Here is a 24,490-nt window from a genome sequence, read left to right as displayed (position 1 = left end):
GCCACTTATGCGGGATTGGACAAATCGCAACACCCTCCCTCAGAGCTGACCCGCCACCATCTGCGTAAGGAGGGTGATACGCTGAGACCGGAAAGCGGGTCTTATTCTGCCGTGTCGTTCAAGCTCCGCCAATCCGTGAAGTGCCGCCCAAAAAGTTTCGGTAGCGGTATCGCCATCCTGGGCGAACGGCGCGACCACCGTCGCCATAGCTCCGAACCCCTCGCGGAGCTGGGTTGGCGTATCCGACCTGGCGAAGCGCAAACCAGTCGGCAGGACGAACATCGCCTCGTACATTGCAGGCCGGGCGAAAGCAAAATCGAGGTAGGCGGTCGCGACGTCTTCCACTGACTCCTTTGGCGTGGACGACGGCCGGATCGCGGCACGGAGCAAGGTCGCCAATTCACCAAAGCCTTCGAGTGCCACCGCGCCGACGATCTCATCGCGATTTTCGAAGTGCGAATAGAGAACCGGCTGGCTGTATTCTATCTCCTCAGCAAGGCGCCGAATTGTAACGGAAGCCCAGCCGTCACGTTCCGCGATCGTTCGCGCAGCGACGACTATCCGGCGTTCGCGCTCGCCACGTTCTCTCGTCTTGCGTTCGCTAATGCCCACCCTGTGCCTCAATCTTCATTCGCGCATTTTCTTCGACACCGAAACTATCAAAAAGATCATTGATTGACAAACTAGCAACGCTAGAATATATGACGCCGCTATAGAAACATGCATGGCATGGTTCGTCATCGAAGAGAAAATCAATGAATCTTCCAATTCAAACTTTCACGGGCGCAACGGTGCTCGAAGACATCCTCGTCTGGCTGACCGCCGCAGCGTTCCTCGTCGGCGCAATCGTCAATGCGAGTGGTCACCCAAAAATCCGGGCGAGTTTCGTACGACTTGGATTCCCATTCTGGTGGTGTTGGGTAACGTCCACCCTTGAGCTCGCAACCGCAGTCCTTCTAGTGACTGCCGGCACCCGATACATCGGAGTGGCGTTGGGAACCTGCATCATGCTCGCCGCAATCTTAGCCATTGTCCGTATCCGGTATTATCGAGAGCTCCCCCCGCCTCTGGTGTTTCTGTTGCTGCTGGCGCTGGCCGGTGTCAGCGGCCACGCCTGAGCATTTCACGGCACAAAGAATTCATCCCCTGAGAACGAGCAGTGAGCCGGCTGGACAGAACTCTCCATCGCCAAGGCGTCGGGCGTCATCCAGCCTCACCGCCATCAATCCATCCAGAAGAAGCCGCCGAAGGAGCTAATTCGCATCCGGACGGTGCAAGGCAACGGCCCGAAGGAGGCCAAAATCACCATGTCAAATCGCACAGCAAAAACAGTCGTCGTCTATCATTCCGGCTATGGTCACACCCAGCGGATGGCGGAAGCCGTCGCGGAAGGTGCGGGCGGAGTGCTTTACGCCATCGATGCCGACGGCAATCTCTCAGATGATGGATGGGCCGCGTTGGATGCAGCCGACGCCATCATCTTCGGATCTCCGACCTACATGGGCGGCCCAAGCTGGCAGTTTAAGAAGTTTGCTGACACTTCATCGAAAGCCTGGTTCACCAACAAATGGCAGGACAAGATTTTCGGGGGCTTCACCAACAGCGCCAGCTTGAACGGCGACAAGCTCAACACCCTCGAATACTTCGTTCTTCTCGCAGGACAGCATGGCGGACTGTGGGTCAGCCTGGGGGTAAAGCCTGCGAATGTGAAAGCGTCAAAGCGGGACGATGCAAACAGGATGGGATCGTACATCGCACCCATGGCGCAATCCGACGCCGACGCAGCCCCGAACGAAATGTCGGTCGGCGATCTTGAGACTGCCCGCGCTTACGGCGACCGCGTTGCACGAGTCGCACAGCGCTTCGCGTCGGCCCAGGCAGCCTGACATCGTGCTCTAACTACCAGTATGGGAAAGATCGATGAATCCCGCGAGCAGAGTCACTCGCTCTGCTCGTGCGGCTACGCCGCCATATAGGGTTTGCTAAATTCCTAAGCATACCGTCTGCATTGGCATCTTTGCGAAGTCCGCTCTCGGTGCGAAAGCCTCCGTCTCAGCTGCTACGTAATTCCGCGACTATCAGAGCCTTGCAGACACCGCAGAAAGCCTGCCATCTATCCTAATCCGAAGAGCAGGCTGGTCAAAACTGTCATTGTTGAAAATCGCATCGGCGGCAGAAGCAGGCGCGCACGAGCGCTGGTATAGATCAAAGGCCGGCCGGTATCGGTTGGCATAGAGCTCGCGGGTTGCCTCTGCGCCTCCCAGAAGCTGAGTGTCGCGCTCTATGCCGCGTTGTTCGGACACATGCTCCGAGGTCTCGATGAAGACCGCGACATCCCAGCCATCGCGCAGCTCGGGCCGCTGGAGAAACGTTCCGTCGACAATGAGGATGGCGTCGGCGGGTGCGAATTGCGGCTCCTGCTCGATCGGCACGTCATTGTGCAGATCGAAGGAGGCCGTGCGATACCAGCCGTCGCCGCCCGGACCCAAGGGATCGAGTAGGAGCGCGTTGATGGCGGGGAGATCGCGGGCATCATGGTAATAGCCCTCAGCGGAATGCCGCCCGCGCGCATAGCGCTCCACCTTCGGCCTGTGGAAACCATCGATCGAGGTGCGAATGACCTCCCGGCCCTTGGCTCTGAGGTAATCGGCCAATTCGTTGGCCAGCCTCGTCTTGCCGGATGCCGTCCTCCCGTCGATCGCAACGCGGATAGGCGTTGTCGACTCCAGCTTTGCGATCATGACGGCGAGGTCGTTCAACGCAGCGGCTCTAGGCGAAGACGTCATATCATCAATCCGGTTTCATTCGATTTCTATTCGTCGTCATCGTCGATCACGCCGGTCAGCCGCATGCCGTCGATCCAGGTGGCGCCGTCTTCGCGGATCACCCGGCGCGGCCGTACGCCGCAGCGCTCGCGCACGGCAGCAGCCAGCACCTCGGAATGGGTGACGATCCAGATCTGGCTGGTCTTGGCCGCCTGCGCGATCATCTCGGCAAGCGGCACCAGCATGTCGGGATGCAGGCTCGCCTCCGGCTCGTTGAGCGCGATCAGCGGCGGCAGGCGATAGGACATCAAGGCGGCGGCAAGCCCGAGGAAGCGGATCTGGCCGTCGGACAATTCGCGCGGCTGGAAGACGCGCTTGGGGAATTCCGGCAGCATCAGGCCGAAATCCGCCGTCTCCTGTGGTTCGGGCACGACGAGACGCGCGCCGCCAAGAGCTGCAGCCAGAACCCTGTCGAGTTCGACAGTATCCTCGCGGGTGTGGACGAGCGTCGCAAAGACGGCAGCGATATTGGCGCCGTCCTCGTCCAGCATGGGGGATGTCACGGCAAGGCAGGGCGCGCGCAACGGCGAGCCACGATCGGTGCGAAAGCCATGATAGAACCGCCAGGCGTCGACGGCTCGGCGGAAAGTACCGATTTCGGGATAGTATCCGGCATCGCCGAGCAGCGCGATCGCCGTTTCCGATGTCAGCGCCTGCTCGGGATGAGCCTGCATGCGGCCATTCTCGCCGCGAACCGAAATACCCGGCCCGTCACGCTTCATCATCGTCACCGGCCGCCGGCCCGTCTCAATCAGCAATTCCTCGGCCTTGACCTGAGGCTCCAGCGGAAAGCCGGCGGAGGCAAGCGGCGGGCGCATGCCGGCCTCGATCCAATAGCGGAAGGTGGCGGCCCGCTCCATGTCCAGCAGTTCGACATCGAAGCGGATGCGGGCGGATTCATGCGAACGCCGCTTGCCCGACCACATGGCCGAGAACATACCGCCCTCGCTGGAAATCTCATGCGCCAGCCGGCCGCGAACCGCCGCCTGCACGAGCTGCAGCGAACGATAGAGATTGGACTTGCCGACCCCGTTTTCGCCGATGAACAGGTTGACATCGGCTAGATCCATGCGGATCGAGCGCAAAGAGCGGTAATTCTGGGCGAACATGGAGCGAAGTTGCATAGGCCCGCTCTAACCGATTCCCGATTTAAAGAGAATGCGCGGCGAGCGCCTCGTCCTGCCTTGGAGACAGGAGCGGCGAAAATCGCGCATTGCCGTCGGCTGCGAGATCGACGACCGTGTGCTTCTCCAGCGCCTTCGTCACCTCGTTGACGTCGCCGTCCAGATGCTCGACAGGAATGAGATTGCCGACGAGAAAATCGAACCGGTCGCCGCGCTTGTTCAGAAGCTCGTGAAAGACCGTCATGTCGCGCAGCTCGGTCGACCATTTGGCAAACCAATAGAACAGGCCGGAATTGCGCGCCGTCAGATTAACGGGCAGGATCGGCAGATTATATTTGCGCGCCAGACCCACGGCCGATGTCTTCCACGGCCGCTCGTTCAGCTTGCCATTCGCCCAATAGGCAATGCGGCCGGATGGAAACAGCACGGTGACCTTTCCCTCGGCGACCGCCCGGTTGGTGAGCTGCAGCGTCTCGCGCGTCTTGAGCTTGCTCTTATATTCATCGCGCCATTCCACCGGAATAATCATCTCGGCAAAACGCGGATTGACGCGCACCGCATCTCGATTGGCAAAAACCATCATGTCGGGGCGGCGCGATTTCAGCAGGTCGAACACGGCAACGCCGTCGGCAATGCCGGTGGGATGATTGCTGACAAGGATGAAGCCGCCCGACGCTGGAATGCGATCGGCATGCGTCACGCCGATATCCAGCCGCAGCAGATCGCTCATATATTCGAAGCACTGAAAGCCCGAAAGCTTGGCGACATCATTGGCGAATTCGATCGCCCTGTTATAGCGCAGCAGCGTATAGAGGAAGGGACGCATGACCGGCCAGAGCGGATTGCGGACGATCTTCTGGCCACGTTCGGCGATGAGTGTGTCGACGATATGTCCCGGCTGGCCCTGGGACACCAAAGCGATCGCCTCTGCAAGTTGTCCCAATGCAGTTATCGAACCCCGGCGTGCCATGAAGTGTCCTGAATGGTTGGGATATATTCTATCGCAATCGAATATGATCGAAGCATGACAAGCGCCTCGCATATAGCCGCTGAACCATCGGAGATTGGCGAGCAGGGCCTATATGCAGTTTCTAAAGTACCGCTGCGCCCGCAATGCATCGGAAATGCAGGTGGAGCAACCGGAAAGTTAGTGATTCCATAACCTTCCCTCATTCAAAGTGGCAGAAGGAATCCGAATTTCAAGGGGTTTTCCACTGAACGAATTGCTTGTTATCGCCGACTCCGGCTTGATGGCGGAACGCAGCCGCTGGCTTGAGACGCTCGGCCAGGAGCGCCGGCTTGCGGCCCACACGCTGAATGCCTATGAGCGGGACACACGGCAGTTCCTAACCTTTCTCACCGGTCATCTCGGCGGCCCGGCAACGATCGCGGATATTCACGCGCTGCGCCCCGCCGATTTTCGCGGCTTTCTCGCCGCGCGGCGAAAGGAAGGGGCTGGCGCCCGCTCGCTCGGGCGCAATCTCGCCGGCCTTCGCTCGCTGCTGCGCTATCTCGAAAAGAAGGGGCTGGTGAACGCCGCCGGTGCAGCCGCAGTGCGCTCGCCGAAACAGCCGAAATCGCTTCCTAAGTCGCTTTCCGACACGCAGGCGATCACCGTCGTCAGCGACGAAGCACAGTTGAACGAGGAACCATGGATCGCCGCGCGCGATGCGGCCGTTCTGACCCTGCTTTACGGCTGCGGCCTGCGCATTTCCGAAGCGCTTGACCTGAAGCCGCAGGATTTTTCTCCGGGCGCAACCTCGCTGCGCATCACCGGCAAGGGCAACAAGACGCGGCTGGTACCGCTGCTGCCTGTTGTCGTCGAGGCAGTCAGCCACTATCGCGCACTCTGCCCCTATCATCTCGACACAGATGGCCCCCTTTTCCGCGGCGCCCGCGGCGGCAAGCTGCAGCCTGGCATCATCCAGCACGGCATGCAGAAACTGCGGGGCGCCTTCGGCCTGCCCGACACGGCGACGCCGCATGCCCTGCGCCATTCCTTTGCCACCCATCTGCTGGCGGGCGGCGGCGATCTGCGCACTATCCAGGAACTGCTCGGCCACGCCAGCCTCTCGACGACGCAGGTCTATACGGGCGTCGATTCCTCAAGGCTGCTTGAGGTCTACGACCGCGCTCATCCGCGCGCGTAAGGAAGCATTAACCCCTCGTGTTAAGGGAATATCCGTCTCCTGGAGGTAGAGCAGGAGCATATGCCGCCACGTCTCCGGAATGTCGCTTTCGCGCTTTAGGAGTCATGGCCTCTGCCAGCGGAAGGTTTCAATGATTTCTGCCCTTGGATCCAAGACGATGCGGTCGACGAAGCCGGCACTCGGCGATATCCTCTTTTGGCTTGCAACCAGCTTGCCGCTGATGCTGGCCGTCGTCCTGATCGCAACCATGCTGGCGCTGCAGCCGGCACGCGCTGACGAAATCGCATCCGACAGCTGCGGCGGCAAGGATCTGATGGCCGAACTCCAAAAGAGCGATCCCGCCAAATACGCCTCCATCATCGAGGTCGGCGACAAGGTGGAAAACGGCAAGGGCATCTTCTGGAAGATCGAGAAGCAGGGCCTGAAGCCGTCCTGGCTGCTCGGCACCATGCATGTCTCGGATTCGCGCGTGCTCACCATGCCCAAGGGCGCACCAGAAGCAGTCGCTGCCGCCGATACGATCGTCGTCGAATCCGACGAAATCCTCGACGACAAGAAGGCCGCTGCCGCTCTCTTCGCCAATCCGTCCCTGATGATGCTCAACGATGGTTCGACCATCAGCGAGCATCTGTCGCCCGAAGATAACGCCAAGCTGGAGGCCGGGCTGAAGGAGCGCGGCATTGCGCTCGCCGCCGTCTCCCGCATGCAGCCCTGGCTGATCGCAAGCTCCTTCGAGATGACCGGTTGCGAGGTTCGCCGAAAGACCGCCGGCGCGAAGTTCCTCGACCAGAAGCTGGCAACCGACGCCGCAGCGGAAGGCAAGCAAGTGAAGGGTCTTGAAACGCTGGCGGAGCAGGCCAAGGCAATGAGCGACCTGCCGGTGGCGCTGCATCTGAAATCGCTGATCCAGACGCTCAGCCTCGGCGACAAGATCAACGACGTCAACGAAACGATGACCGACCTCTATCTTGCCGGTAATATCGGCGCGATGATCCCGATGCTGAAGGTGATCGAGCCCGACCAGAATATCTCGGATGACGATACCGCCGCTTTCGAGCAGCGCATCATTCTCGACCGCAACAAGGTCATGGCCGAACGCTCCGCGCCGATCCTAGACAAAGGGAATGTCTTCATCGCCGTCGGCGCGCTGCATCTGGCGGGAGATCAGGGTCTGGTGACGCTATTGCGCAAGCAGGGCTTCACCGTTACCGCAGCAAACTAAACCGGTAATTCGCGCACCCGCAACTAGCGCTTGAGTTGGGCAGATCGCTCAGCCATACTCCTGCGATGTTGGTCAAACCCGCATATGGATTTTTATGAGAAACAGCTTTCCTGTAAAATTGGGAGGCTGCTTCAAAGGCATCGCATCCCGCATCGCCGCGACGCTTCTTCTGGCCGCTTTCCTGTTCGCACCAGCCGGCACGCCGGCACTGGCGGATGGCTTCGGAAACTGCGCCGGCAGCAATATTCTCCTGGAGTTACGGAAAAAAGACCCGTCACGCTACCAGACGATGATGGACGATGCAGCGAATGTCAGAAACGGCCACAGCATCTTCTGGAAGATCGAAAAGCCCGGCGTGAAGCCTTCGTGGCTTTTCGGCACCATCCATTCCAGCGACGAGCGCGTGCTGAAATTGCCCGCTGAATTTCGTAATGCCTTCGACCATATCAACACTCTGGTGCTGGAGTTGAAGGAAATCTCCAAGCCCAACACCATCGCGATAGAGCTTTTGAAACATCCGGAACTGACGATGTTGCCGGCTGAAAAGCCTCTGGATCATATCCTGCCGGCTGACGAGACGGCGCAGATCGCAGCCGCGCTTGAGAAAAAAGGCATACCGATCACCTCGGTTCTCCGCATGCGCCCCTGGTTTCTTTACACCTCGCTTCTGATGTGCGCCCCCGAACGGAATTCCAACGGCGGCTTTGTTCTGGACAGGCAATTGGCCGTGCAGGCCGAGAACAAGGGCGTGGATGTCGAAGGGCTCGAAACGCCGCTCGAGCAATTCCAGGCGATGGCGGATCTGCCTGATGACCTGACGATGAAGGGCCTCCTGCAGGCTTTCCAATTGCCCTACAACATGAATGACGTCACGGAGACTCTGATCGCGCTTTATTTGACCGGGAACAGCGGTTTGATGAAGGCCTTCGCAGACGATCTCTCCGATGAGAAGACCATCGAGGCCGTATTCAACCAGCGCATCATCACCGACCGCAATGAAGTGATGGCAAAGCGCATCGTGCCCTATCTGGAAAAAGGCAATGTGATGATGGCCGTCGGCGCCCTCCACCTTCCCGGTGATCAGGGCGTGGTCCAGCTGCTGCGCAAGCAAGGTTTTACGGTGACGTCGGTAAACTGATCGCACTCATGCGCCTGCCGAAGTTGGCTAGCATCGTTGCAACGATCAGCCGGTGGAATGGCGTGATCAGCGCGATATAGATCCGCCCAAGCAATATCTTTCGCCTGACAAGCGTCGTGGCATCGACCAGCCGGCGTCCCTGTTCGTCGGACCGAACGTCGATGACGACACGAAAGTCGAGATGGCGATCATCAAATCCGAGAACGACTTGACTGTCCGATTTGCTGACAACCGGAAAGAAACCGATTGTTTCCAGATTATCCACCTTGGTGTCGCGGGAGGATTTCAATCCGAACAGCCCGGTCACAATGTCGCGCAGCCTCACCAATAGCCGAACCCAGAGCGGAAAACGGCTAAGCATCGCATGCGCAGCCGCAATTGCCGTAAAATCCGATTTCGAAACCTGTAGCTCGTAACAATCCGCCCAGTCCGCGCTCGGCAGCGCAGGATGTGGCATGAGCGGCCTCACCATCATGGGTCTTGAAGACATCTTATCGTCCTTTGCCTTGACGGCTGCAAGTTACCACATGCAGCATATCAACCCGAACGAGAAATGCCGGCTGCGACAATTTACCAGACGTGTAATCGGCTAGCGTACCGCCGATCCGTTAGCCGGCAATATCTTCAGCCGCCAGGCCGTATCCGACTTCAGATATGTGGTCGCAGTCGCGCGGACATCCTGTGCCGTAATCGACTGATAGCCGGCGATGCTGCCGCGAATACGCTCGAGACGGCGTGGGTCCGTCTGGGCATTGCGGAGACCTTCCAGCCAATAATTATTGCTCTGTTGAGAGCGCTTTATCTCCTCGACGATCGGAGCCCTCGCCCGCGTCAGTTCATCCGGAGAAACGTCCCTGTCCCGCAAGTCCGCGGCGATCTTGTCCACGAGATCGAAGAAGTGATCCACCTTGGCGGGCGTCGTCTCCAGATAGACATAGGCAAAGCCATAGCCCGGTATCGACCGCGACAGATCGACATCTCCCTGTGGGCTGTAAGTCGCGCCCTCGGCAATGCGGAACTGATCGATCAAGCGATTGCGGAGGATCGCACCTGTGACATTGGCAGCAGCTGCGCGCGGCAGATCGGAGAAGAAGTCGCCGATCGGCATGGCGACGAGCGCACCGGCATTGTCGCTCCGCCCATCATGAAGCAGCACGACGGGTTGTGGCGTTGGTGCCGGGAAATGCACATCGGTGTCCTCGGCCTGCTCCTGCGTATCGGGACGAGCCGGCAGCGCGCCGAAGGTCTGTGCGGTCATGCGGATGGCATCATCAACCTGAACATCGCCGGCGACGATGACTTCGATCTGTCCCTTGGCAATGGCCGGCCGCAAGACCGCCTCGAAATCTTCCGGCTTGGCATCGAGCAATTGCGTCCTCTCCGGGAAAGCCCAACGCGGATCGCCGGAATGCAGAAGGCCGGGAAGATCGCGGCCGACCACGGTGCCCGGCGCGGCCTGAAGCTGCGGCAGGCTGTTGAGATAGGCCTGCTGCACCCGCTTGAAGACATCGGGTCGATAAGCCGGATCGGAGACATAGGCCGTCAGAAGCTGCAACTGCGTGGCCAGATCGCTCGGCCGCGTGGCTCCCTCGAACTTGAAGGCGCCATCCTGAATGGAGAAATCGCTGCCGAGGACATTGCTGGCGAACGCCTTCTGCATGTCGTCATAGCTGATCGCGTTCAGACCGGACAGCGGCACCGCCGGCGCTGCCCAGAGCGGCAGCGGCCGATCATGCGGCAGATCGAGCCGGCCGCGGCCGACATTGACACGGACCAGAACTTCATCTGCGCGAAGCTTGGTCGGCTTGACGGTCAAGCGCACACCATTGGCAAAGCGTACCATCGTCACGCCGAGATCGTCGATCACACGCCGCTCGACGACATCGCCCACTGGTCCGAAATTGGTGTAAGGCCATGCGACGGCTGCCGTGTGCTCTGGCGCGGTAACCGGCGTCGCACGCGAACCGGCATAGGCCTTTTCGACGGCTGCGACACCGCCCTCGGGCATTTGCGGAATTTGCAGCACCAGTTGCGGACCATTGCCCGCAAAGGCAACCTGGAGGCTCTGGTTCACCTCGGCAGCAGTGAGCCCCTTCATCGCGGCATCGAACAGCGAAAGATCATCTGCAGGCGAGGTAAAGACCGCGCCTTCACCGACACTCCAGGCAAGCGATGCGGCGATGTCCGGGCTCGTGCGCGTTGCCGCACCACCTGCTGCCGCCTGCAATGTCGAGCGGTATTCCGCAATCTCGCGGTCAACCTCGCTTTGCGCGGCACCGAACTCAGCGATGCGGCGCTGCTCCTGATCGATGGCGTTGAGCGCCGTCTGCCATTTGTCTGGATCGCTGTCAGCGGCAATCATCGTGACATGAGCGGACTTCAACAGATCCTGTGATCCGGCCTGCGCGCTGACGAAGGGCGGGTTGGGCTGCTGCGCCAGCAGGGATATGCGGCGGTTGAGAACAGCCAGGCCAATCCCTTCCACCAGTTGCTGACGGCGCTTGGCAACCGTGTCCTGCGAGGCATCGTAAGGGCGGGTCCAGGCGATCTGCACGCGGGTGGCACCACCCGGCACGATGACGGTCCCGACACGCTCTCCATGCTTTTCAAGCGCACCAAGATCGATATCCGCCGGCGCCGGCGTCTTCGCCATCCAATTGCCGAACCGGTTGCGGATATCGGCTTCGAGAGCAGCCGGATCGATGTCGCCGACCACGATCAGCGTCGCACGCTCGGGCCGGTAATTGGTGCGATAATAGTCGCGTACCAGATCGACCGGGGCATTGCTGATAATGTCTGTCTTGCCGATAGGCGGCCGCTGCGGCACGCGCTGGCCGGGCAGCAGCAGGTTCACGAAGCCGATTCCGCCCCGATATTGCGGCGTGTCGCGCAGCTTCTCTTCCGAAAGGATGACGCCGCGCTCGCGGTCGAAGGCGCCGGCATCGAGCGTCAGTTCGCTCGCCGTCTCGCGCATCAGCATCAGGCCGGTGGATACTGTTTCCTTGTCGGCCTCCGGCAAATCGAGCGCATAGACGGTTTCATTATAGCTCGTGGACGCGTTGGTATCAGCACCGAAGGCCAGACCAAGGCGCTGGAGCGTGCGGATCATCTCGCCTTCGGCGACATGGGTCGATCCCTTGAAGGCCATGTGCTCGAGAAAATGCGCCAGGCCTTGCTGATCATCATTCTCCTGGAGCGAGCCGGTGCCGATGCGAAACCGGATCGCCACCTGCCCCGCAGGCGTCGCATTGTGCATGATGGCGAAGCGCATTCCATTCGGTAACGTACCGAAACGGATACCGGATTCCACGGGCAGATCGCTGGTGGCCTGCGGCCAGGCGACGGCTTGCATTTCCGCAAGGGCCGGCAACGCAGCCGGCACAAGGACCGTGAGCAAAGTTGCAAGGAAAAGCTTCAGGGAGATGGCAATGACTGGGATTTGGCGTGACATGCTTGCTTCGCTGGATGGGAGCGGATCGCTGATGCGATGAACGGGTGTCCCGTTCATCGCATCATCGTATGTGCATTGCAATCCCAGTATTCGACCGAGCTTAAATGCCCGATCTTACATGTGGATCGGCTTGAAGAAGGTCGCAAGCGCTGCTTCCTTCACCGCTTCCGACATTGTGGGATGCGCATGGCAGGTGCGTCCGAGATCCTCGGACGAGCCGCCGAACTCCATCAGAACGGTAATTTCGTGGATCATCTCACCGGCGCCGAAGCCGACGATATGGCCACCGAGAACGCGGTCGGTTTCCTTGTCGGCCAGGATCTTGACGAAACCGTCGGTTGCCAGCATGGCGCGGGCGCGGCCGTTGGCGGAGAACGGGAACTTGCCGACTTTGTAGGCAATGCCCGCGGCCTTCAGCTCCTCCTCGGTCTTCCCAACGGAAGCAACTTCCGGCTGGGTGTAGACGACGCTCGGAATGACATCGTAGTTCACGTGACCGGCCTGGCCGGCGAGGATTTCGGCCAGCGCCACGCCTTCGTCTTCGGCCTTATGCGCCAGCATCGGGCCCTTCACGACGTCACCGATGGCATAGATGCCGGCGACATTGGTCTTGAAGTGGCCGTCGATTTCGACACGGCCACGGTTGTCGAGCACGACACCGGCTTCTTCGAGGCCAAGGCCAGCCGTATACGGCTTGCGGCCGGTCGCGACCAGCACGACATCGGCGTCGAGCACGACCTTGTCGCCGCCCTTGACCGGCTCGAAGGTAACCTTCGCACCGGTGCCAGACTTCTCAACGCCAACAACCTTGGCGCCGAGGTGGAATTCCAGGCCCTGCTTGGCGAGCATGCGCTGAAACTGCTTGGAGACTTCGCCATCCATGCCACCGAGGATGCTGTCGAGATATTCGACAACGGTGACCTTGGCGCCAAGGCGCGACCAGACCGAGCCGAGCTCGAGGCCGATAACGCCGCCGCCAACCACGATCATCTTGCCCGGCACCTTGTCGAGCGCGATGCCGCCGGTCGACGAGATAATGACCTTCTCATCGATCTCGAGCGGCACGCCGGGAATGCCGGCAACGTCGGAACCGGTGGCGATGACGATGTTCTTGCCCTCGATCTCGGTGACCTTTCCGTCGTCGGCCGTCACGGCAACCTTGCCGGCGGCAACGATCTTGCCGGTGCCCTGGAAGGCATCGATCTTGTTCTTCTTGAAGAGGAAGGCGACGCCCTCGACGTTCGACTTTACGGTCGCATCCTTGTGCGCCAGCATCTTGCCAAGGTTCAGCGTCGGCGCCGCAACCTCAACGCCGAGCGCGTCCAGGCCATGGCCCGCTTGGTGGAACATTTCGGAAGCATGCAGCAGCGCCTTGGAAGGGATGCAGCCGATGTTGAGGCAGGTGCCGCCATAGGTCGCACGCTTTTCGACGACCGCCACCTTCAGGCCGAGCTGCGCTGCCTTGACTGCGCAGACGTAGCCGCCGGGGCCGGTTCCGATAATGATCACATCGTAGGACATGGTTTAATTTCCTTGTTTTATATCTCGGTTAGTCGGCCGCCCGCGCCAAGGCGAGGCGGATGCCGAAGCCGACGAGCGCCGCTCCGGTGATGCGGTTGAACCATTTGCCTGACGCGATGAAGCGCTCGCGGATTGGCTTGACGGTGAAGAAGATGGAAACGCCGGCAAACCAGGCGACGAGCGCCGTAGCCATGCCGATGCCATAGCTGAACTGGATCAAGGCCGGGGTGTCGTGGTGCACGAGCGTCGAAAACAGCGACAAGAAAAACAGCACCGGCTTCGGATTGAGCGCATTGGTGATGAAGCCCGTCGCCAGGCAACGCCAGACGGAGACCGGCTTGCGGTCCGCATCGGTGATCTCGATTTCCGCCACCTTGAAACCCGGCTCGCGGAAAGACTTGATGCCCAGATAGACCAGGTAGAGAACGCCGGCCCATTTGATCATGCTGAACAGCATCAATGATTGCGATACGATCAGGCCGAGGCCGAGAATGGTGTAGCTGATGTGAAAGAGCAGAGAGAAGCCCATGCCGAGCCCGGTCATCATGGCAGCGCGGCGGCCATGCACGATGCTCTGGCGCAGGATCACGGCAAAATCGGCGCCGGGAACGACGATGAAGATCGAGAACACAGCCATCAGGCCGAGAAATTCGAGAATATATTGCATATCATCCACCCATTCTGATCAGCGGCCACCGCTCACGTCGAGCAGCGCACCCGTTATATAGGATGCATGCGGGCTCAAGAGATAGAGGATGGAGTCGGCGACTTCATCGGCCGTTCCCGCCCGCTTCATCGGCAGTTGCGGCGCGATGTCGCGAGCCCGGTCCGGCAGGCCGGCGGCTGCGTGAATATCGGTATCGATGATGCCGGGACGGACGGCATTGACGCGGATGCCTTCGGCCGCCACTTCGCGTGCCAGACCGACAGTGAAGGTATCGATCGCTCCCTTGGAGGCAGCATAATCGACATATTGGCCGCCGCCACCCAAGGTCGCGGCCAGCGAAGAAACGTTGACGATCACGCCACCCTTACCGCCGTGGCGGGTGGACATGCGGCGCACGGCCTCGGCGGCGGCCAGCATCGAGCCGGTGATATTGACGCGGAACATGCGGTCCAGCCGCTCCGGCGTCATTTCGTCGAGGCGCTGGATAACCCCGACAATACCGGCATTGTTGACCAGGCCGTCGATGCGGCCGAAATGCGCGTCGATCTGGGCAAAGATGGATTTGATGTCTTCGACCTTGCCGACGTCGCCGGCAATCGCGATGGCTTCGCCGCCGGCTTCGCGGATAGTCTCTACCACGGCCTCGGCCGCATCCTTGTTGGATGCGTAGTTGACCGCAACCGCCCAGCCATGCTGCGCGGCGGCGATGCAAACCGCGGCGCCGATGCCGCGGCTGCCGCCGGTGACGAGAAGAACGGGTGCATCGTCAGTCATTGGCCGCATCCTTTCAGGCTAAGAACATCCCAGGGCGCAACGGTTGCCTTGCCTTTGCCCCAGAGTGACGACTTCTGGATCGAGGGGCCGAGCGCCGGCAGGAAGAGCCGATCCGCCGCGCTTTCGCCTTCGGCCGGCAATGCGCGAATATGCCCTTTGAGATCGGAGGCGTAGACCATGCCTTGCCAAACGGTGCAGGCTCGGAGATCAGCCCCAGTCACGTCGCCTTCCGGACATGCAAACATGATCCGGCCATCGGCGCGCAATTGATCGTCGGTGCGCATGACAATGCCATCGGCGACGACGGTAGTATTGCGCACGGTAAGCTTGAACCTGTTGCTGAGCGCCGATTCCGAGCCCATGGGCTCGAAACGCAGCTCGTAGGCATTGTCCATATCAACGTAAACGGCTTTTTCCTGCATGCATTCGTCCGCAAATGCAGGCAATGAAGCCACGGCAAAAGCCATCGCCGCGCAGCATGAAGCCGCCAATCGTGTCATCATGCGGTCAGCCGGCATGATCATTGACCTCCCGACTCGCGTCGACCGTCGGCATTCTCGGTCACGCCGAAATCGGTAAACAGAACCAGCGGTCTTCCGCCGGCATCGAGACCCCAGAAGACGGGATAGAAACCATCACCCCAGCCGCTAGAGAAGATGGCGACATTGCCGCGCTTTCCCGATATCGGCCGATGCATGGCATAATCGTCTTTGTTCGCCTCCAGCTCCGGCGCTAGGACATCGTCGTAATAATTGATATCGGATGTCGATTTCTCCGCCTGAACCTGCTTTTCCCGCTCCTGGATGAGAGCATAGGTATCGGCATCCATATAGCAACCGAGACCGGCATCGACCGGATAGCCGAAGAACTCGTCGCCTTTCAGCGAATTGATATCCTGACCCGGAATCACGGCCAGCTCCCAGCGCACCGGTCTGCCCTCGGCAAATCGCATGCTGGCAGCCGCGACACGGCCGAAGGCTTCATAGAGCGTCACCTGATATTCGCCCGGAGTCACAGCCCTCACGAGCGCCGGACGATCCGGCCCGACCAGCGGGTCACTGGCAACGATGCGGCCGGAAGTCAGTTCGACATTGCCGATGCGAAGGACGTTGATCGACCGGGCGGCAAGATCGGCGTCGCTGAGCGACGCCAGATCGAGATTGCTGCTGAGCTTGGAAATATCGAGATCACCTGCGCTGGCGGATGACGGCATCCACGCGGCAACGGCGCACATCAATCCGCGCAGCGTCCGCATGGGCCATGTCGACATGATCCAGCTCCTTAGAGATCGAGAACCAGACGTTCCGGATCTTCCAGGCTTTCCTTGACGCGCACGAGGAAGGTCACCGCTTCCTTGCCGTCGACCATGCGGTGGTCATAGGAGAGCGCCAGATACATCATCGGACGGATCACGACCTGACCGCCGATGGCGACCGGACGTTCCTGGATCTTGTGCATGCCGAGAATGCCCGACTGCGGCGCATTCAGGATCGGCGAGGACATCAGCGAACCATAGACGCCACCATTGGTGATGGTGAAGGTGCCGCCCTGCATGTCGGCCATCGACAGCGTGCCATCACGGGCAGCCTTTGCCAGACGACCAAGTTCCTTCTCGACTTCGGCGATCGACATCTGATCGGCATCGCGGATGACCGGAACGACCAGTCCCTTGTCGGTGCCGACAGCCATGCCGATGTGGCAGTAGTTCTTGTAGATGATGTCGGTGCCGTCGATCTCGGCGTTGACGGCCGGCAGTTCCTTCAGCGCGTGGGTGACGGCCTTGGTGAAGAAGCCCATGAAGCCGAGCTTCACACCATGCTTCTTCTCGAAGATGTCCTTGTACTTGTTGCGCAGGTCCATGACGGCCTTCATGTCCACCTCGTTATAGGTGGTGAGCATGGCGGCGGTGTTCTGCGCATCCTTGAGGCGGCGGGCGATCGTCTGGCGCAGGCGGGTCATCTTGACACGCTCTTCGCGGCTGACGTCCTCGACGGCGGTCGGTGCGCGCGCGGCGACCGGAGCAGCCGGTGCGGCGGCCGGCGCCGAGGCGGCCTTGGCAACGGCGGCGATAGCATCACCCTTCAGCACCTGACCGCGCTTGCCGCTGCCATCGACCTGATCGGCGGAGATGTTGTTTTCGGCCAGCAGCTTGGCGGCGGCCGGGGCCGCAGGCATGGCGGAGGCCGGAGCGGAGACGGCGGGCGCTGCAACCGGTGCGGCAGTGGCAGGTGCCGGAGCGGCGGGCGCAGCAGCCTGAGCCGGTGCGGCCGCGGCGGCGTTGCCGGCTGCGATCTGGCCGAGCAGCGCGCCGAGGCCTACGGTTTCGCCGGCCTGGGCAACGATTTCGGACAGGGTGCCGGCCGCAGGTGCCGGAACTTCGATCGTTACCTTGTCGGTTTCGAGCTCGAGAAGCGGCTCATCGGCCTTGATGGCGTCGCCGACCTTCTTGAACCAGGTACCGACGGTCGCTTCGCTGACGGATTCGCCGAGGGTAGGAACGCGGATTTCAGTGGCCATTGTTCAGATCCTGATTTTCGTCATTATGAGTTTGGATGGAATTCCGGCGACAGATGGCCGGGGAACGAATAGCGCCATGCGCAGCAACTGCCCAACCGGCGGCGGCCGATCGGGCATCTGCTTCGTGCAGGCGATAGGTGGCGTATTGCTGCATGGCTGCCATCTTCTCCCCCGTCGCATCCTGCGGAAGGCTGGAGCGCGACGACGCGATTTTCAAACGAAAACGTGTCATCGCGCAACCCCTCAACCGCCGAGCGCGTCCTCGAGGAACGCCGCAAGCTGCGACAGATGCTTGGACATCAGACCCGTCGCCGGCGAGGCGGCGGCCGGACGGCCGGTGTAGCGAACGCGCTGGTACTTGGCATCGATATGGGCAAGTACCCATTCCAGATAAGGATCGATGAAGGACCATGCGCCCATGTTCTTCGGCTCTTCCTGGCACCAGACCATCTCCGCATTGCGGAAGCGGCTGAGCTCGTTGATGAGCGCCTTGGCCGGGAACGGGTAGAGCTGTTCGATGCGCAGCAGGTAGATATCGTCGATGCCGCGCTTTTCGCGCTCTTCCAGCAGATCGTAATAGACCTTGCCCGAGCAGATGACGACGCGACGGATCTTGTTGTCCTTCTGCAGCTTGATCGGGCCATCCTTGATCACTTCCGCATCGTCCCAGAGCAGGCGATGGAAGGAGGTTTCCCCTGCCATCTCCGCAAGGCTCGACACGGCGCGCTTGTGGCGCAGCAGCGACTTCGGCGTCATCAGGATCAGCGGCTTGCGGAAATCGCGCTTCAGCTGACGGCGCAGGATGTGGAAGTAGTTCGCCGGCGTCGTGACGTTGGCGACCTGCATGTTGTCTTCGGCGCAGAGCTGCAGATAGCGTTCCAGGCGGGCGGAAGAGTGTTCCGGACCCTGACCTTCATAGCCATGCGGCAACAGGCAGACGAGACCGGACATGCGCAGCCACTTGCGTTCGCCCGAGGAGATGAACTGGTCGAAGACGACCTGCGCACCGTTGGCGAAATCGCCGAACTGGGCTTCCCAGAGGGTCAGCGCATTCGGGCGGGCCAGCGAATAGCCGTATTCGAAGCCGAGGACAGCCTCTTCCGAAAGCATCGAGTTGATGACTTCGTAGCGAGCCTGGGTCGGCGACAGGTTGGCGAGCGGAATGTAGCGCTCTTCGGTTTCCTGATCGTAGAGAACCGAATGACGCTGCGAGAAGGTGCCGCGTTCGCAATCCTGGCCGGAGAGGCGGATCTTGTGGCCTTCGACGACAAGCGCGCCGAATGCCAGGGCTTCCGCCATGGCCCAGTCGATGCCTTCACCCGTCTGCACCATGTTGGCGCGATTTTCCATAAAGCGCTGGATGGTGCGGTGCGCGTGGAAGCCGGCCGGAATTTCCGACAGCTTGCGGCCGATCTCCTTCAGCGTCTTCATCGGTACGGCGGTCTTGCCGCGGCGCTGCTCGTCAGCATTGTCTGCCGTGTGCAGGCCCGACCACTCGCCGTCAAGCCAGTCGGCCTTGTTCGGCTTGTAGTGCTGGCCGGCCTCGAACTCTTCCTCGAGATGAGCGCGCCAGTCGGCCTTCATCTTTTCGACTTCGCCCTCGGTCAGCACGCCTTCGCTGATCAGGCGCTGCGAATAGAGCTGCAGCACCGTCTTGTGGGCGCGGATGACCTTGTACATGTTCGGCTGCGTGAAGGACGGTTCATCGCCTTCATTGTGGCCGTAGCGGCGGTAGCAGAACAGATCGATCACAACCGGCTTGTGGAACTTCATGCGGAATTCGGTCGCAACCTTGGCCGCATAGACGACGGCTTCCGGATCGTCGCCATTCACATGGAAGATCGGCGCTTCGATCATCTTGGCGACGTCGGACGGATAGGGCGACGAGCGCGAGAAGGCCGGATTGGTGGTGAAACCGATCTGGTTGTTGATGATGACGTGCATGGTGCCGGCAACGCGATGACCGCGCAGACCCGACAGGCCGAGGATTTCAGCAACCACGCCCTGACCAGCAAAAGCCGCGTCACCATGGATCAGCAACGGCACGACCTTGGCGCGTTCGGACAACGGAATGATATCGCCGTCCCAGAGGGTGGCGCCCATGTCCTGCTTGGCGCGGGCCTTGCCCATGACGACCGGATTGACGATTTCCAGATGCGACGGGTTGGCCGTCAGCGAAACGTGGACCTTGGTGCCGTCGAAATCGCGATCCGAGGAGGCGCCGAGATGGTACTTGACGTCGCCCGAGCCTTCGACTTCGTCCGGTGCGTAGGAGCCGCCCTTGAACTCGTGGAAGATGGCGCGATGCGGCTTGCCCATGACCTGCGAAAGCACGTTCAGGCGGCCGCGATGGGCCATGCCGAACAGAGCTTCCCGGAGGCCGAGCTGGCTGCCGCTCTTCAGGATCTGTTCCAGCGCCGGGATCAGCGATTCACCGCCGTCGAGGCCGAAACGCTTGGTGCCCTTGAACTTGACGTCGAGGAACTGTTCGTAGCCTTCGGCTTCGATGACCTTCTGCAGGATCGCCTTCTTGCGCTCGGGATTGAAAGCAATCCCCTTGTCGACGCCTTCGATGCGCTCCTGGATCCAGGCCTTCTCTTCCGGATTGGAGATGTGCATGAATTCGACGCCGAGCGTCGAGCAGTAGGTGCGCTCGAGAATCTCGATCATCTCGCGCACGCTCGCATATTCGAGGCCGAGCACGTTATCGATGAAGATCTTGCGGTCGAGGTCGGCCTCGGTGAAGCCATAGGCTTCCGGCGACAGTTCCTTGTAGTCTTCGACCGGAGCGGCGATGCCGAGGGGGTCGAGCTTGGCATGCAGGTGGCCACGCATGCGATAGGCGCGGATCATCATGATGGCGCGGACGGAATCGCGCGTCGCCTGCAGGATGTCTGCGGTATCGGTCGGCTTGCCCTGGGCTTCTGCCTTGGCCTTGACCTTGGTTTCGATCGCCTTTTCGACGATGCCCCAGTTGCCGTCGAGCGCGGAGATCAGCTCGCCATTTGCCGGGATCGGCCAGTTCTTGCGCTGCCACGAAGCGCCCTTGGCCGCCCGCTTCACATCGCCGGGGCTGTCTTCCAGCGCCTTGAAGAATGACCGCCACTCGTCGGATACCGACGATGCGTCGTCCTCGTAGCGCGCGTAGAGCTGCTCGATATAAGCAGCGTTCGCGCCGTCCAGGAACGAAGTGATCTGAAATTGCTCGTTGGCTTCTTGCCTTGCCATGGTGATATGCGGACGCCTTCGTCCGCCTCCCGACTTGTTTGCATTGCCGGCTTATGGACGTCCGGCGACCTTATTTCGTCAGCGGCCTTTTGGACCGCACATCTAAACTTGCGAATTGGAAGGCCGGACGGGATGGGCGCTTGCCGCTCCCCGTCCGGGTCTTGCTATAGGTAGGTTCAGCCCTTCAGGACTTCCACCAGCGTCTTGCCGAGACGCGCCGGCGACGGCGACACGCGAATGCCTGCCGCTTCCATCGCCGCAATCTTGTCTTCCGCGCCGCCCTTGCCGCCGGAAATCACGGCGCCAGCATGGCCCATGGTGCGGCCGGGAGGTGCCGTGCGGCCGGCGATGAAGCCGACCATCGGCTTCTTGCGGCCCTTCTTGGCTTCGTCCTTGAGGAACTGCGCGGCTTCTTCTTCAGCCGAACCGCCGATTTCGCCGATCATGATGATCGACTTGGTTTCGTCGTCCGCAAGGAACATCTCGAGAATGTCGATGAACTCCGTGCCCTTGACCGGGTCGCCGCCGATGCCGACAGCCGTCGTCTGGCCGAGGCCTTCATTGGTGGTCTGGAACACGGCTTCATAGGTGAGCGTGCCGGAACGCGAGAGAACGCCGACCGAGCCCTTCTTGAAGATGGAGCCCGGCATGATGCCGATCTTGCATTCGTTCGGGGTCAGAACGCCGGGGCAGTTCGGTCCGATCAAGCGCGACTTCGACTTGATCAGGCGATCCTTCACCTTGACCATGTCGGCAACCGGAATGCCTTCCGTGATGCAGACGATGAGCGGGATTTCCGCATCGATCGCTTCGAGGATCGCAGCCGCGGCACCTGCCGGCGGCACGTAGATGACCGAGGCGTTGGCGCCCGTGGCGTCCTTGCCTTCAGCAACGGACTTGAAGATCGGCAGCTTTTCGCCGTCCTTGCCGGTCCAGGTTTCGCCACCCTTGGAGGGATGGATACCGCCGACCATCTTCGTGCCGTGATAGGCAAGCGCCTGTTCAGTGTGGAAGGTGCCGGTCTTGCCGGTCAGGCCCTGAACCAGAACCTTGGTGTCTTTGTTGATGAGAATAGACATGCGAGGCCTTTGTTACGAGAGGTTGGAAGACGCAGAGGCAACGCGACGATATAAGCCGCTGACAACCTCCTGCCATGTATCGCTGCCGGCGGGCGCAAAAGTGACGCCCATGCGGTAGCAGTCTTCATTTTCGAACTGGAAGAGAGTGCGCTGCGCACCGCGCGGCGAGACCTTGGTCAGAACCAGCCTATCGTCGATCCATTCGCCGGAGGCCGGCGCTGCGGGCACAAAACCCACCGTATCGAACTGATAGAGCTTGTAGGCCTGATCCGTTCCGTCGAAGCCGAAAATATTCCGCGCTTCGAAGGAGGTTTCGCCATCACGCGTCTGCACGTAGCGCTGCTCGACGAAGAATCCGTCGAACAGACACTCGGCCGTGAGCCGCGCGGTTGCCGTACCTTCCTTCGTCCAGGCCGAAGCCGCGACATGCTCTTCCCCTTCCCAGGTGCCGGCAAAGGCACCGAGGCGAAGATGAGCAGCCGTTGGAGTGAAGGAAGCAGCCATCCCGATCAGCCCTTGACTGCCTTGACGATCTTCTGGGCGGCATCGTCCAGGTCATCTGCGGAGATGACGTTGAGACCGGATTCGTTGATGATCTTCTTGCCGAGCTCGACATTGGTGCCTTCGAGGCGAACGACGAGCGGAACCTTCAGACCGACTTCCTTGACGGCTGCGAGCACGCCTTCGGCAATCACGTCGCACTTCATGATGCCGCCGAAGATGTTGACCAGAATGCCCTGGACAGCCGGATCGGCAGTGATGATCTTGAAAGCGGCCGTAACCTTTTCCTTGGTGGCGCCACCGCCGACATCGAGGAAGTTCGCCGGCTCAGCACCGTAGAGCTTGATGATGTCCATGGTTGCCATGGCGAGACCGGCGCCGTTGACCATGCAGCCGATGTTGCCGTCGAGGGCGACATAGGCGAGGTCGTATTCGTGCGCCTGGATTTCCTTCTCGTCTTCTTCCGACGTGTCGCGCAGGGCGCGGACGTCTTCATGACGGAAGAGCGCGTTACCGTCGAAGGAAACCTTGGCGTCGAGAACGCGCAGACGGCCATTGGTCATGACGATCAGCGGGTTCACTTCCAGGAGCGCCATATCCTTCTCGACGAAGGCCTTGTAGAGGATCGGGAAGAGCTTGGCGGCGTCTTCGCGGGCAGCACCTTCGAGCTTCAGCGCATCGGAAAGAGCAGCCGAGTTGGCAGCCGTGACGCCTGTCGAAGGCTCGATGGCGACGGTGATGATCTTTTCCGGCGTGTCATGCGCGACGGTTTCGATGTCCATGCCGCCTTCGGTCGAAACGACGAAGGCAACCTGGCCGACCGAACGGTCAACCAGGATGGAGAGGTAGAGTTCGCGGTCGATGTCGGCGCCGTCTTCGATGTAGAGGCGGTTGACCTGCTTGCCGGCCGGGCCGGTCTGCTTGGTGACGAGCGTGTTGCCGAGCATGTCCTTGGCGTTGGCGACAACATCGTCAACGGACTTGGCGAGGCGAACGCCACCCTTGGCGTCCGGGCCGAGTTCCTTGAACTTGCCCTTGCCGCGGCCGCCGGCGTGGATCTGGCTCTTGACGACGTAAAGCGGGCCCGGAAGCTGCTTGGCAGCGGCGGCAGCTTCGTCGGCAGAGAAGATGGCAACGCCGTCCGCGACGGGTGCGCCATAGGTCTTCAGCAGAGCCTTGGCCTGATATTCATGAATGTTCATGGATTTATCCCTGTTATAACGCAGAAATTACTTCAGCGACGGCGCGATGGCGATGCAGGCTTCGCAAAGACCGGCGACGGATGCGACCGACTTGTCGAAGGCCTCCTTCTCGGCCTTGTTCAGGTCGATCTCGATGATGCGCTCGACGCCGCCGGCGCCAATGACCGTAGGAACGCCGACATACATGTCCTTGACGCCATACTGACCATCGAGATGGGCAGCGCTCGGCAGAACGCGCTTCTTATCCTTGAGGTAGGATTCAGCCATTGCGATGGCGGAGGCGGCCGGAGCGTAATAGGCCGAGCCGGTCTTCAGCAGGCCGACGATCTCGGCGCCGCCGTCCCGGGTGCGCTGGATGATTTCTTCGAGGCGCTCGGCGGTGAGCCAGCCCATGGTGACGAGGTCCGTCAGCGGAATGCCGGCAACCGTGGAGTAGCGAGCAAGCGGAACCATCGAGTCGCCGTGGCCGCCGAGAACGAAAGCGGTGACGTCTTCAACGGAGACGTTGAATTCCTTGGCGAGGAACAGGCGGAAGCGCGACGAGTCGAGCACACCGGCCATGCCGACGACCTTATTGGCCGGGAGGCCGGAAAACTTCTGCAGTGCCCAGACCATGGCGTCGAGCGGGTTGGTGATGCAGATCACGAAGGCGTTCGGGGCATACTTTTTGATGCCGGCGCCGACCTGCTCCATGACCTTGAGGTTGATGCCGAGAAGATCGTCGCGGCTCATGCCCGGCTTGCGGGCAACGCCGGCGGTGACGATGCAGACGTCAGCGCCTTCGATCGCCGAATAGTCGCTGGCGCCGGTCAGATTGGCGTCGAAGCCTTCGACGGGAGAAGACTGGGCGATATCGAGACCCTTGCCCTGAGGAATGCCGTCCGCGATGTCGAACAGGACGATGTCGCCCAGTTCCTTCAGGCCGGCGAGATGCGCCAGCGTGCCACCAATCATGCCAGAACCAATAAGTGCGATCTTGTTGCGCGCCATTTCGGTGTATCCTTTGCGATCAAAATCCGTGGCGGGACGCCATGCAAGGCATCCACAATAGCCGCCAATCGCATAGACCCAAAGGCGGAAATTGGCAATTG

At 60.8% G+C, this 24,490-nt stretch carries 23 protein-coding genes; 5 read left to right on the top strand and 18 right to left on the bottom strand.

The features are described 5' to 3' along the window. Window positions 1-39: 39 nt before the first annotated feature. The gene (locus tag ACQZ6F_RS20800) at window positions 40-612 is read right to left on the bottom strand and encodes a TetR/AcrR family transcriptional regulator (protein WP_449093797.1); all 573 of its coding nucleotides are present in this window, start codon (window positions 610-612) and stop codon (window positions 40-42) included. 143 nt (window positions 613-755) lie between these two features. On the opposite strand from ACQZ6F_RS20800, the gene ACQZ6F_RS20795 reads away from it, so the two are divergent. Then, window positions 756-1,118, top strand: coding sequence for a DoxX family protein (locus tag ACQZ6F_RS20795; RefSeq protein WP_449093798.1), 363 nt, complete (start codon window positions 756-758; stop codon window positions 1,116-1,118). Window positions 1,119-1,307: 189 nt separating this feature from the next. Next, window positions 1,308-1,886 (top strand): flavodoxin family protein, encoded by a 579-nt coding sequence (locus tag ACQZ6F_RS20790; RefSeq protein WP_449093799.1) that lies wholly within the window; start codon window positions 1,308-1,310, stop codon window positions 1,884-1,886. Window positions 1,887-2,078: 192 nt separating this feature from the next. Here ACQZ6F_RS20790 and ACQZ6F_RS20785 read toward each other — a convergent pair whose 3' ends face one another. The 3 genes from ACQZ6F_RS20785 to ACQZ6F_RS20775 are packed head-to-tail and all read right to left on the bottom strand — an operon-like array spanning window position 2,079 to window position 4,919. Further along, window positions 2,079-2,786 (bottom strand): uridylate kinase, encoded by a 708-nt coding sequence (locus ACQZ6F_RS20785; protein ID WP_449093800.1) that lies wholly within the window; start codon window positions 2,784-2,786, stop codon window positions 2,079-2,081. A gap of 26 nt (window positions 2,787-2,812) precedes the next feature. Further along, the gene (locus ACQZ6F_RS20780) at window positions 2,813-3,949 is read right to left on the bottom strand and encodes an AAA family ATPase (protein WP_449093801.1); all 1,137 of its coding nucleotides are present in this window, start codon (window positions 3,947-3,949) and stop codon (window positions 2,813-2,815) included. Window positions 3,950-3,974: 25 nt separating this feature from the next. Then, the gene (locus ACQZ6F_RS20775; RefSeq protein ID WP_068388907.1) at window positions 3,975-4,919 is read right to left on the bottom strand and encodes a GNAT family N-acetyltransferase; all 945 of its coding nucleotides are present in this window, start codon (window positions 4,917-4,919) and stop codon (window positions 3,975-3,977) included. A 244-nt stretch (window positions 4,920-5,163) separates the two neighbouring features. On the opposite strand from ACQZ6F_RS20775, the gene ACQZ6F_RS20770 reads away from it, so the two are divergent. From ACQZ6F_RS20770 to ACQZ6F_RS20760, 3 genes are all read left to right on the top strand, one after another. Beyond that, on the top strand, window positions 5,164-6,099 hold the full coding sequence (locus tag ACQZ6F_RS20770; protein WP_449094109.1) for a tyrosine recombinase XerC: 936 nt from the start codon (window positions 5,164-5,166) through the stop codon (window positions 6,097-6,099). A 130-nt stretch (window positions 6,100-6,229) separates the two neighbouring features. After that, on the top strand, window positions 6,230-7,321 hold the full coding sequence (locus tag ACQZ6F_RS20765; RefSeq protein ID WP_449093802.1) for a TraB/GumN family protein: 1,092 nt from the start codon (window positions 6,230-6,232) through the stop codon (window positions 7,319-7,321). Window positions 7,322-7,415: 94 nt separating this feature from the next. After that, window positions 7,416-8,459, top strand: a complete 1,044-nt coding sequence (locus ACQZ6F_RS20760; RefSeq protein WP_449093803.1) for a TraB/GumN family protein — start codon at window positions 7,416-7,418, stop codon at window positions 8,457-8,459. Here ACQZ6F_RS20760 and ACQZ6F_RS20755 read toward each other — a convergent pair. The 14 genes from ACQZ6F_RS20755 to mdh all read right to left on the bottom strand — a co-directional run bounded on the left by ACQZ6F_RS20755 (window position 8,437) and on the right by mdh (window position 24,389). Then, entirely contained in the window at window positions 8,437-8,949 is a 513-nt protein-coding gene (locus tag ACQZ6F_RS20755; RefSeq protein WP_449093804.1) for a DUF2867 domain-containing protein, read from the bottom strand. The two genes, ACQZ6F_RS20760 and ACQZ6F_RS20755, sit on opposite strands and share 23 nt — an antisense overlap. A 99-nt stretch (window positions 8,950-9,048) precedes the next feature. After that, window positions 9,049-11,910, bottom strand: coding sequence for a M16 family metallopeptidase (locus ACQZ6F_RS20750; protein ID WP_449093805.1), 2,862 nt, complete (start codon window positions 11,908-11,910; stop codon window positions 9,049-9,051). A 114-nt stretch (window positions 11,911-12,024) separates the two neighbouring features. Continuing rightward, window positions 12,025-13,431: a dihydrolipoyl dehydrogenase gene (lpdA, locus tag ACQZ6F_RS20745; protein WP_449093806.1), complete on the bottom strand. Its 1,407-nt coding sequence runs from the start codon at window positions 13,429-13,431 to the stop codon at window positions 12,025-12,027. A gap of 28 nt (window positions 13,432-13,459) precedes the next feature. Beyond that, the gene (locus tag ACQZ6F_RS20740) at window positions 13,460-14,098 is read right to left on the bottom strand and encodes a LysE family translocator (protein ID WP_449093807.1); all 639 of its coding nucleotides are present in this window, start codon (window positions 14,096-14,098) and stop codon (window positions 13,460-13,462) included. 18 nt (window positions 14,099-14,116) lie between these two features. Beyond that, window positions 14,117-14,872, bottom strand: a complete 756-nt coding sequence (locus ACQZ6F_RS20735; protein WP_449093808.1) for an SDR family oxidoreductase — start codon at window positions 14,870-14,872, stop codon at window positions 14,117-14,119. Then, window positions 14,869-15,396, bottom strand: coding sequence for a hypothetical protein (locus tag ACQZ6F_RS20730; RefSeq protein WP_449093809.1), 528 nt, complete (start codon window positions 15,394-15,396; stop codon window positions 14,869-14,871). The genes ACQZ6F_RS20735 and ACQZ6F_RS20730 overlap by 4 nt, the downstream gene beginning before the upstream one ends. Next, window positions 15,393-16,142 carry a DUF4241 domain-containing protein gene (locus tag ACQZ6F_RS20725; protein WP_449093810.1) on the bottom strand — a complete coding sequence of 250 codons (750 nt, stop codon included), beginning with the start codon at window positions 16,140-16,142 and terminating at the stop codon, window positions 15,393-15,395. The genes ACQZ6F_RS20730 and ACQZ6F_RS20725 overlap by 4 nt, the downstream gene beginning before the upstream one ends. Window positions 16,143-16,153: 11 nt before the next feature. Then, complete coding sequence (odhB, locus tag ACQZ6F_RS20720) at window positions 16,154-17,389, bottom strand: 2-oxoglutarate dehydrogenase complex dihydrolipoyllysine-residue succinyltransferase (protein ID WP_449093811.1); 1,236 nt, start codon at window positions 17,387-17,389, stop codon at window positions 16,154-16,156. Beyond that, a complete protein-coding gene (locus ACQZ6F_RS20715; RefSeq protein ID WP_449093812.1) occupies window positions 17,379-17,621 on the bottom strand; it encodes a hypothetical protein in 243 nt (80 codons plus the stop codon). Before ACQZ6F_RS20715 ends, odhB begins: the two co-directional genes overlap by 11 nt. Window positions 17,622-17,632: 11 nt before the next feature. Continuing rightward, window positions 17,633-20,617: a 2-oxoglutarate dehydrogenase E1 component gene (locus tag ACQZ6F_RS20710; protein WP_077471928.1), complete on the bottom strand. Its 2,985-nt coding sequence runs from the start codon at window positions 20,615-20,617 to the stop codon at window positions 17,633-17,635. Between the two features lie 176 nt (window positions 20,618-20,793). Beyond that, window positions 20,794-21,696, bottom strand: coding sequence for a succinate--CoA ligase subunit alpha (gene sucD / locus ACQZ6F_RS20705; protein ID WP_077471929.1), 903 nt, complete (start codon window positions 21,694-21,696; stop codon window positions 20,794-20,796). A gap of 12 nt (window positions 21,697-21,708) precedes the next feature. After that, entirely contained in the window at window positions 21,709-22,200 is a 492-nt protein-coding gene (locus ACQZ6F_RS20700; RefSeq protein ID WP_077471930.1) for a DUF1579 family protein, read from the bottom strand. Window positions 22,201-22,205: 5 nt separating this feature from the next. Beyond that, window positions 22,206-23,399 carry an ADP-forming succinate--CoA ligase subunit beta gene (sucC, locus tag ACQZ6F_RS20695; protein WP_077471931.1) on the bottom strand — a complete coding sequence of 398 codons (1,194 nt, stop codon included), beginning with the start codon at window positions 23,397-23,399 and terminating at the stop codon, window positions 22,206-22,208. Window positions 23,400-23,426: 27 nt separating this feature from the next. Further along, window positions 23,427-24,389 carry a malate dehydrogenase gene (gene mdh / locus ACQZ6F_RS20690; RefSeq protein ID WP_068388864.1) on the bottom strand — a complete coding sequence of 321 codons (963 nt, stop codon included), beginning with the start codon at window positions 24,387-24,389 and terminating at the stop codon, window positions 23,427-23,429. Between the last annotated feature and the right edge of the window lie 101 nt (window positions 24,390-24,490).

The sequence above is a fragment of the Rhizobium sp. A22-96 genome (genome assembly GCF_053521805.1).
This window is presented reverse-complemented; position numbering and strand designations above follow the sequence as displayed.

Bases quoted from the DNA above. Each gene is read 5' to 3' on its own strand.
- ACQZ6F_RS20795 (WP_449093798.1), top strand. From the start codon at position 756: ATGAATCTTCCAATTCAAACTTTCACGGGCGCAACGGTGCTCGAAGAC.
- ACQZ6F_RS20790 (WP_449093799.1), top strand. From the start codon at position 1,308: ATGTCAAATCGCACAGCAAAAACAGTCGTCGTCTATCATTCCGGCTAT.
- ACQZ6F_RS20785 (WP_449093800.1), bottom strand. From the start codon at position 2,786: ATGACGTCTTCGCCTAGAGCCGCTGCGTTGAACGACCTCGCCGTCATG.
- ACQZ6F_RS20780 (WP_449093801.1), bottom strand. From the start codon at position 3,949: ATGCAACTTCGCTCCATGTTCGCCCAGAATTACCGCTCTTTGCGCTCG.
- ACQZ6F_RS20775 (WP_068388907.1), bottom strand. From the start codon at position 4,919: ATGGCACGCCGGGGTTCGATAACTGCATTGGGACAACTTGCAGAGGCG.
- ACQZ6F_RS20765 (WP_449093802.1), top strand. From the start codon at position 6,230: ATGATTTCTGCCCTTGGATCCAAGACGATGCGGTCGACGAAGCCGGCA.
- ACQZ6F_RS20760 (WP_449093803.1), top strand. From the start codon at position 7,416: ATGAGAAACAGCTTTCCTGTAAAATTGGGAGGCTGCTTCAAAGGCATC.
- ACQZ6F_RS20755 (WP_449093804.1), bottom strand. From the start codon at position 8,949: ATGTCTTCAAGACCCATGATGGTGAGGCCGCTCATGCCACATCCTGCG.
- ACQZ6F_RS20750 (WP_449093805.1), bottom strand. From the start codon at position 11,910: ATGTCACGCCAAATCCCAGTCATTGCCATCTCCCTGAAGCTTTTCCTT.
- lpdA (WP_449093806.1), bottom strand. From the start codon at position 13,431: ATGTCCTACGATGTGATCATTATCGGAACCGGCCCCGGCGGCTACGTC.
- ACQZ6F_RS20740 (WP_449093807.1), bottom strand. From the start codon at position 14,098: ATGCAATATATTCTCGAATTTCTCGGCCTGATGGCTGTGTTCTCGATC.
- ACQZ6F_RS20735 (WP_449093808.1), bottom strand. From the start codon at position 14,872: ATGACTGACGATGCACCCGTTCTTCTCGTCACCGGCGGCAGCCGCGGC.
- ACQZ6F_RS20730 (WP_449093809.1), bottom strand. From the start codon at position 15,396: ATGATCATGCCGGCTGACCGCATGATGACACGATTGGCGGCTTCATGC.
- ACQZ6F_RS20725 (WP_449093810.1), bottom strand. From the start codon at position 16,142: ATGTCGACATGGCCCATGCGGACGCTGCGCGGATTGATGTGCGCCGTT.
- odhB (WP_449093811.1), bottom strand. From the start codon at position 17,389: ATGGCCACTGAAATCCGCGTTCCTACCCTCGGCGAATCCGTCAGCGAA.
- ACQZ6F_RS20715 (WP_449093812.1), bottom strand. From the start codon at position 17,621: ATGACACGTTTTCGTTTGAAAATCGCGTCGTCGCGCTCCAGCCTTCCG.
- ACQZ6F_RS20710 (WP_077471928.1), bottom strand. From the start codon at position 20,617: ATGGCAAGGCAAGAAGCCAACGAGCAATTTCAGATCACTTCGTTCCTG.
- sucD (WP_077471929.1), bottom strand. From the start codon at position 21,696: ATGTCTATTCTCATCAACAAAGACACCAAGGTTCTGGTTCAGGGCCTG.
- ACQZ6F_RS20700 (WP_077471930.1), bottom strand. From the start codon at position 22,200: ATGGCTGCTTCCTTCACTCCAACGGCTGCTCATCTTCGCCTCGGTGCC.
- sucC (WP_077471931.1), bottom strand. From the start codon at position 23,399: ATGAACATTCATGAATATCAGGCCAAGGCTCTGCTGAAGACCTATGGC.
- mdh (WP_068388864.1), bottom strand. From the start codon at position 24,389: ATGGCGCGCAACAAGATCGCACTTATTGGTTCTGGCATGATTGGTGGC.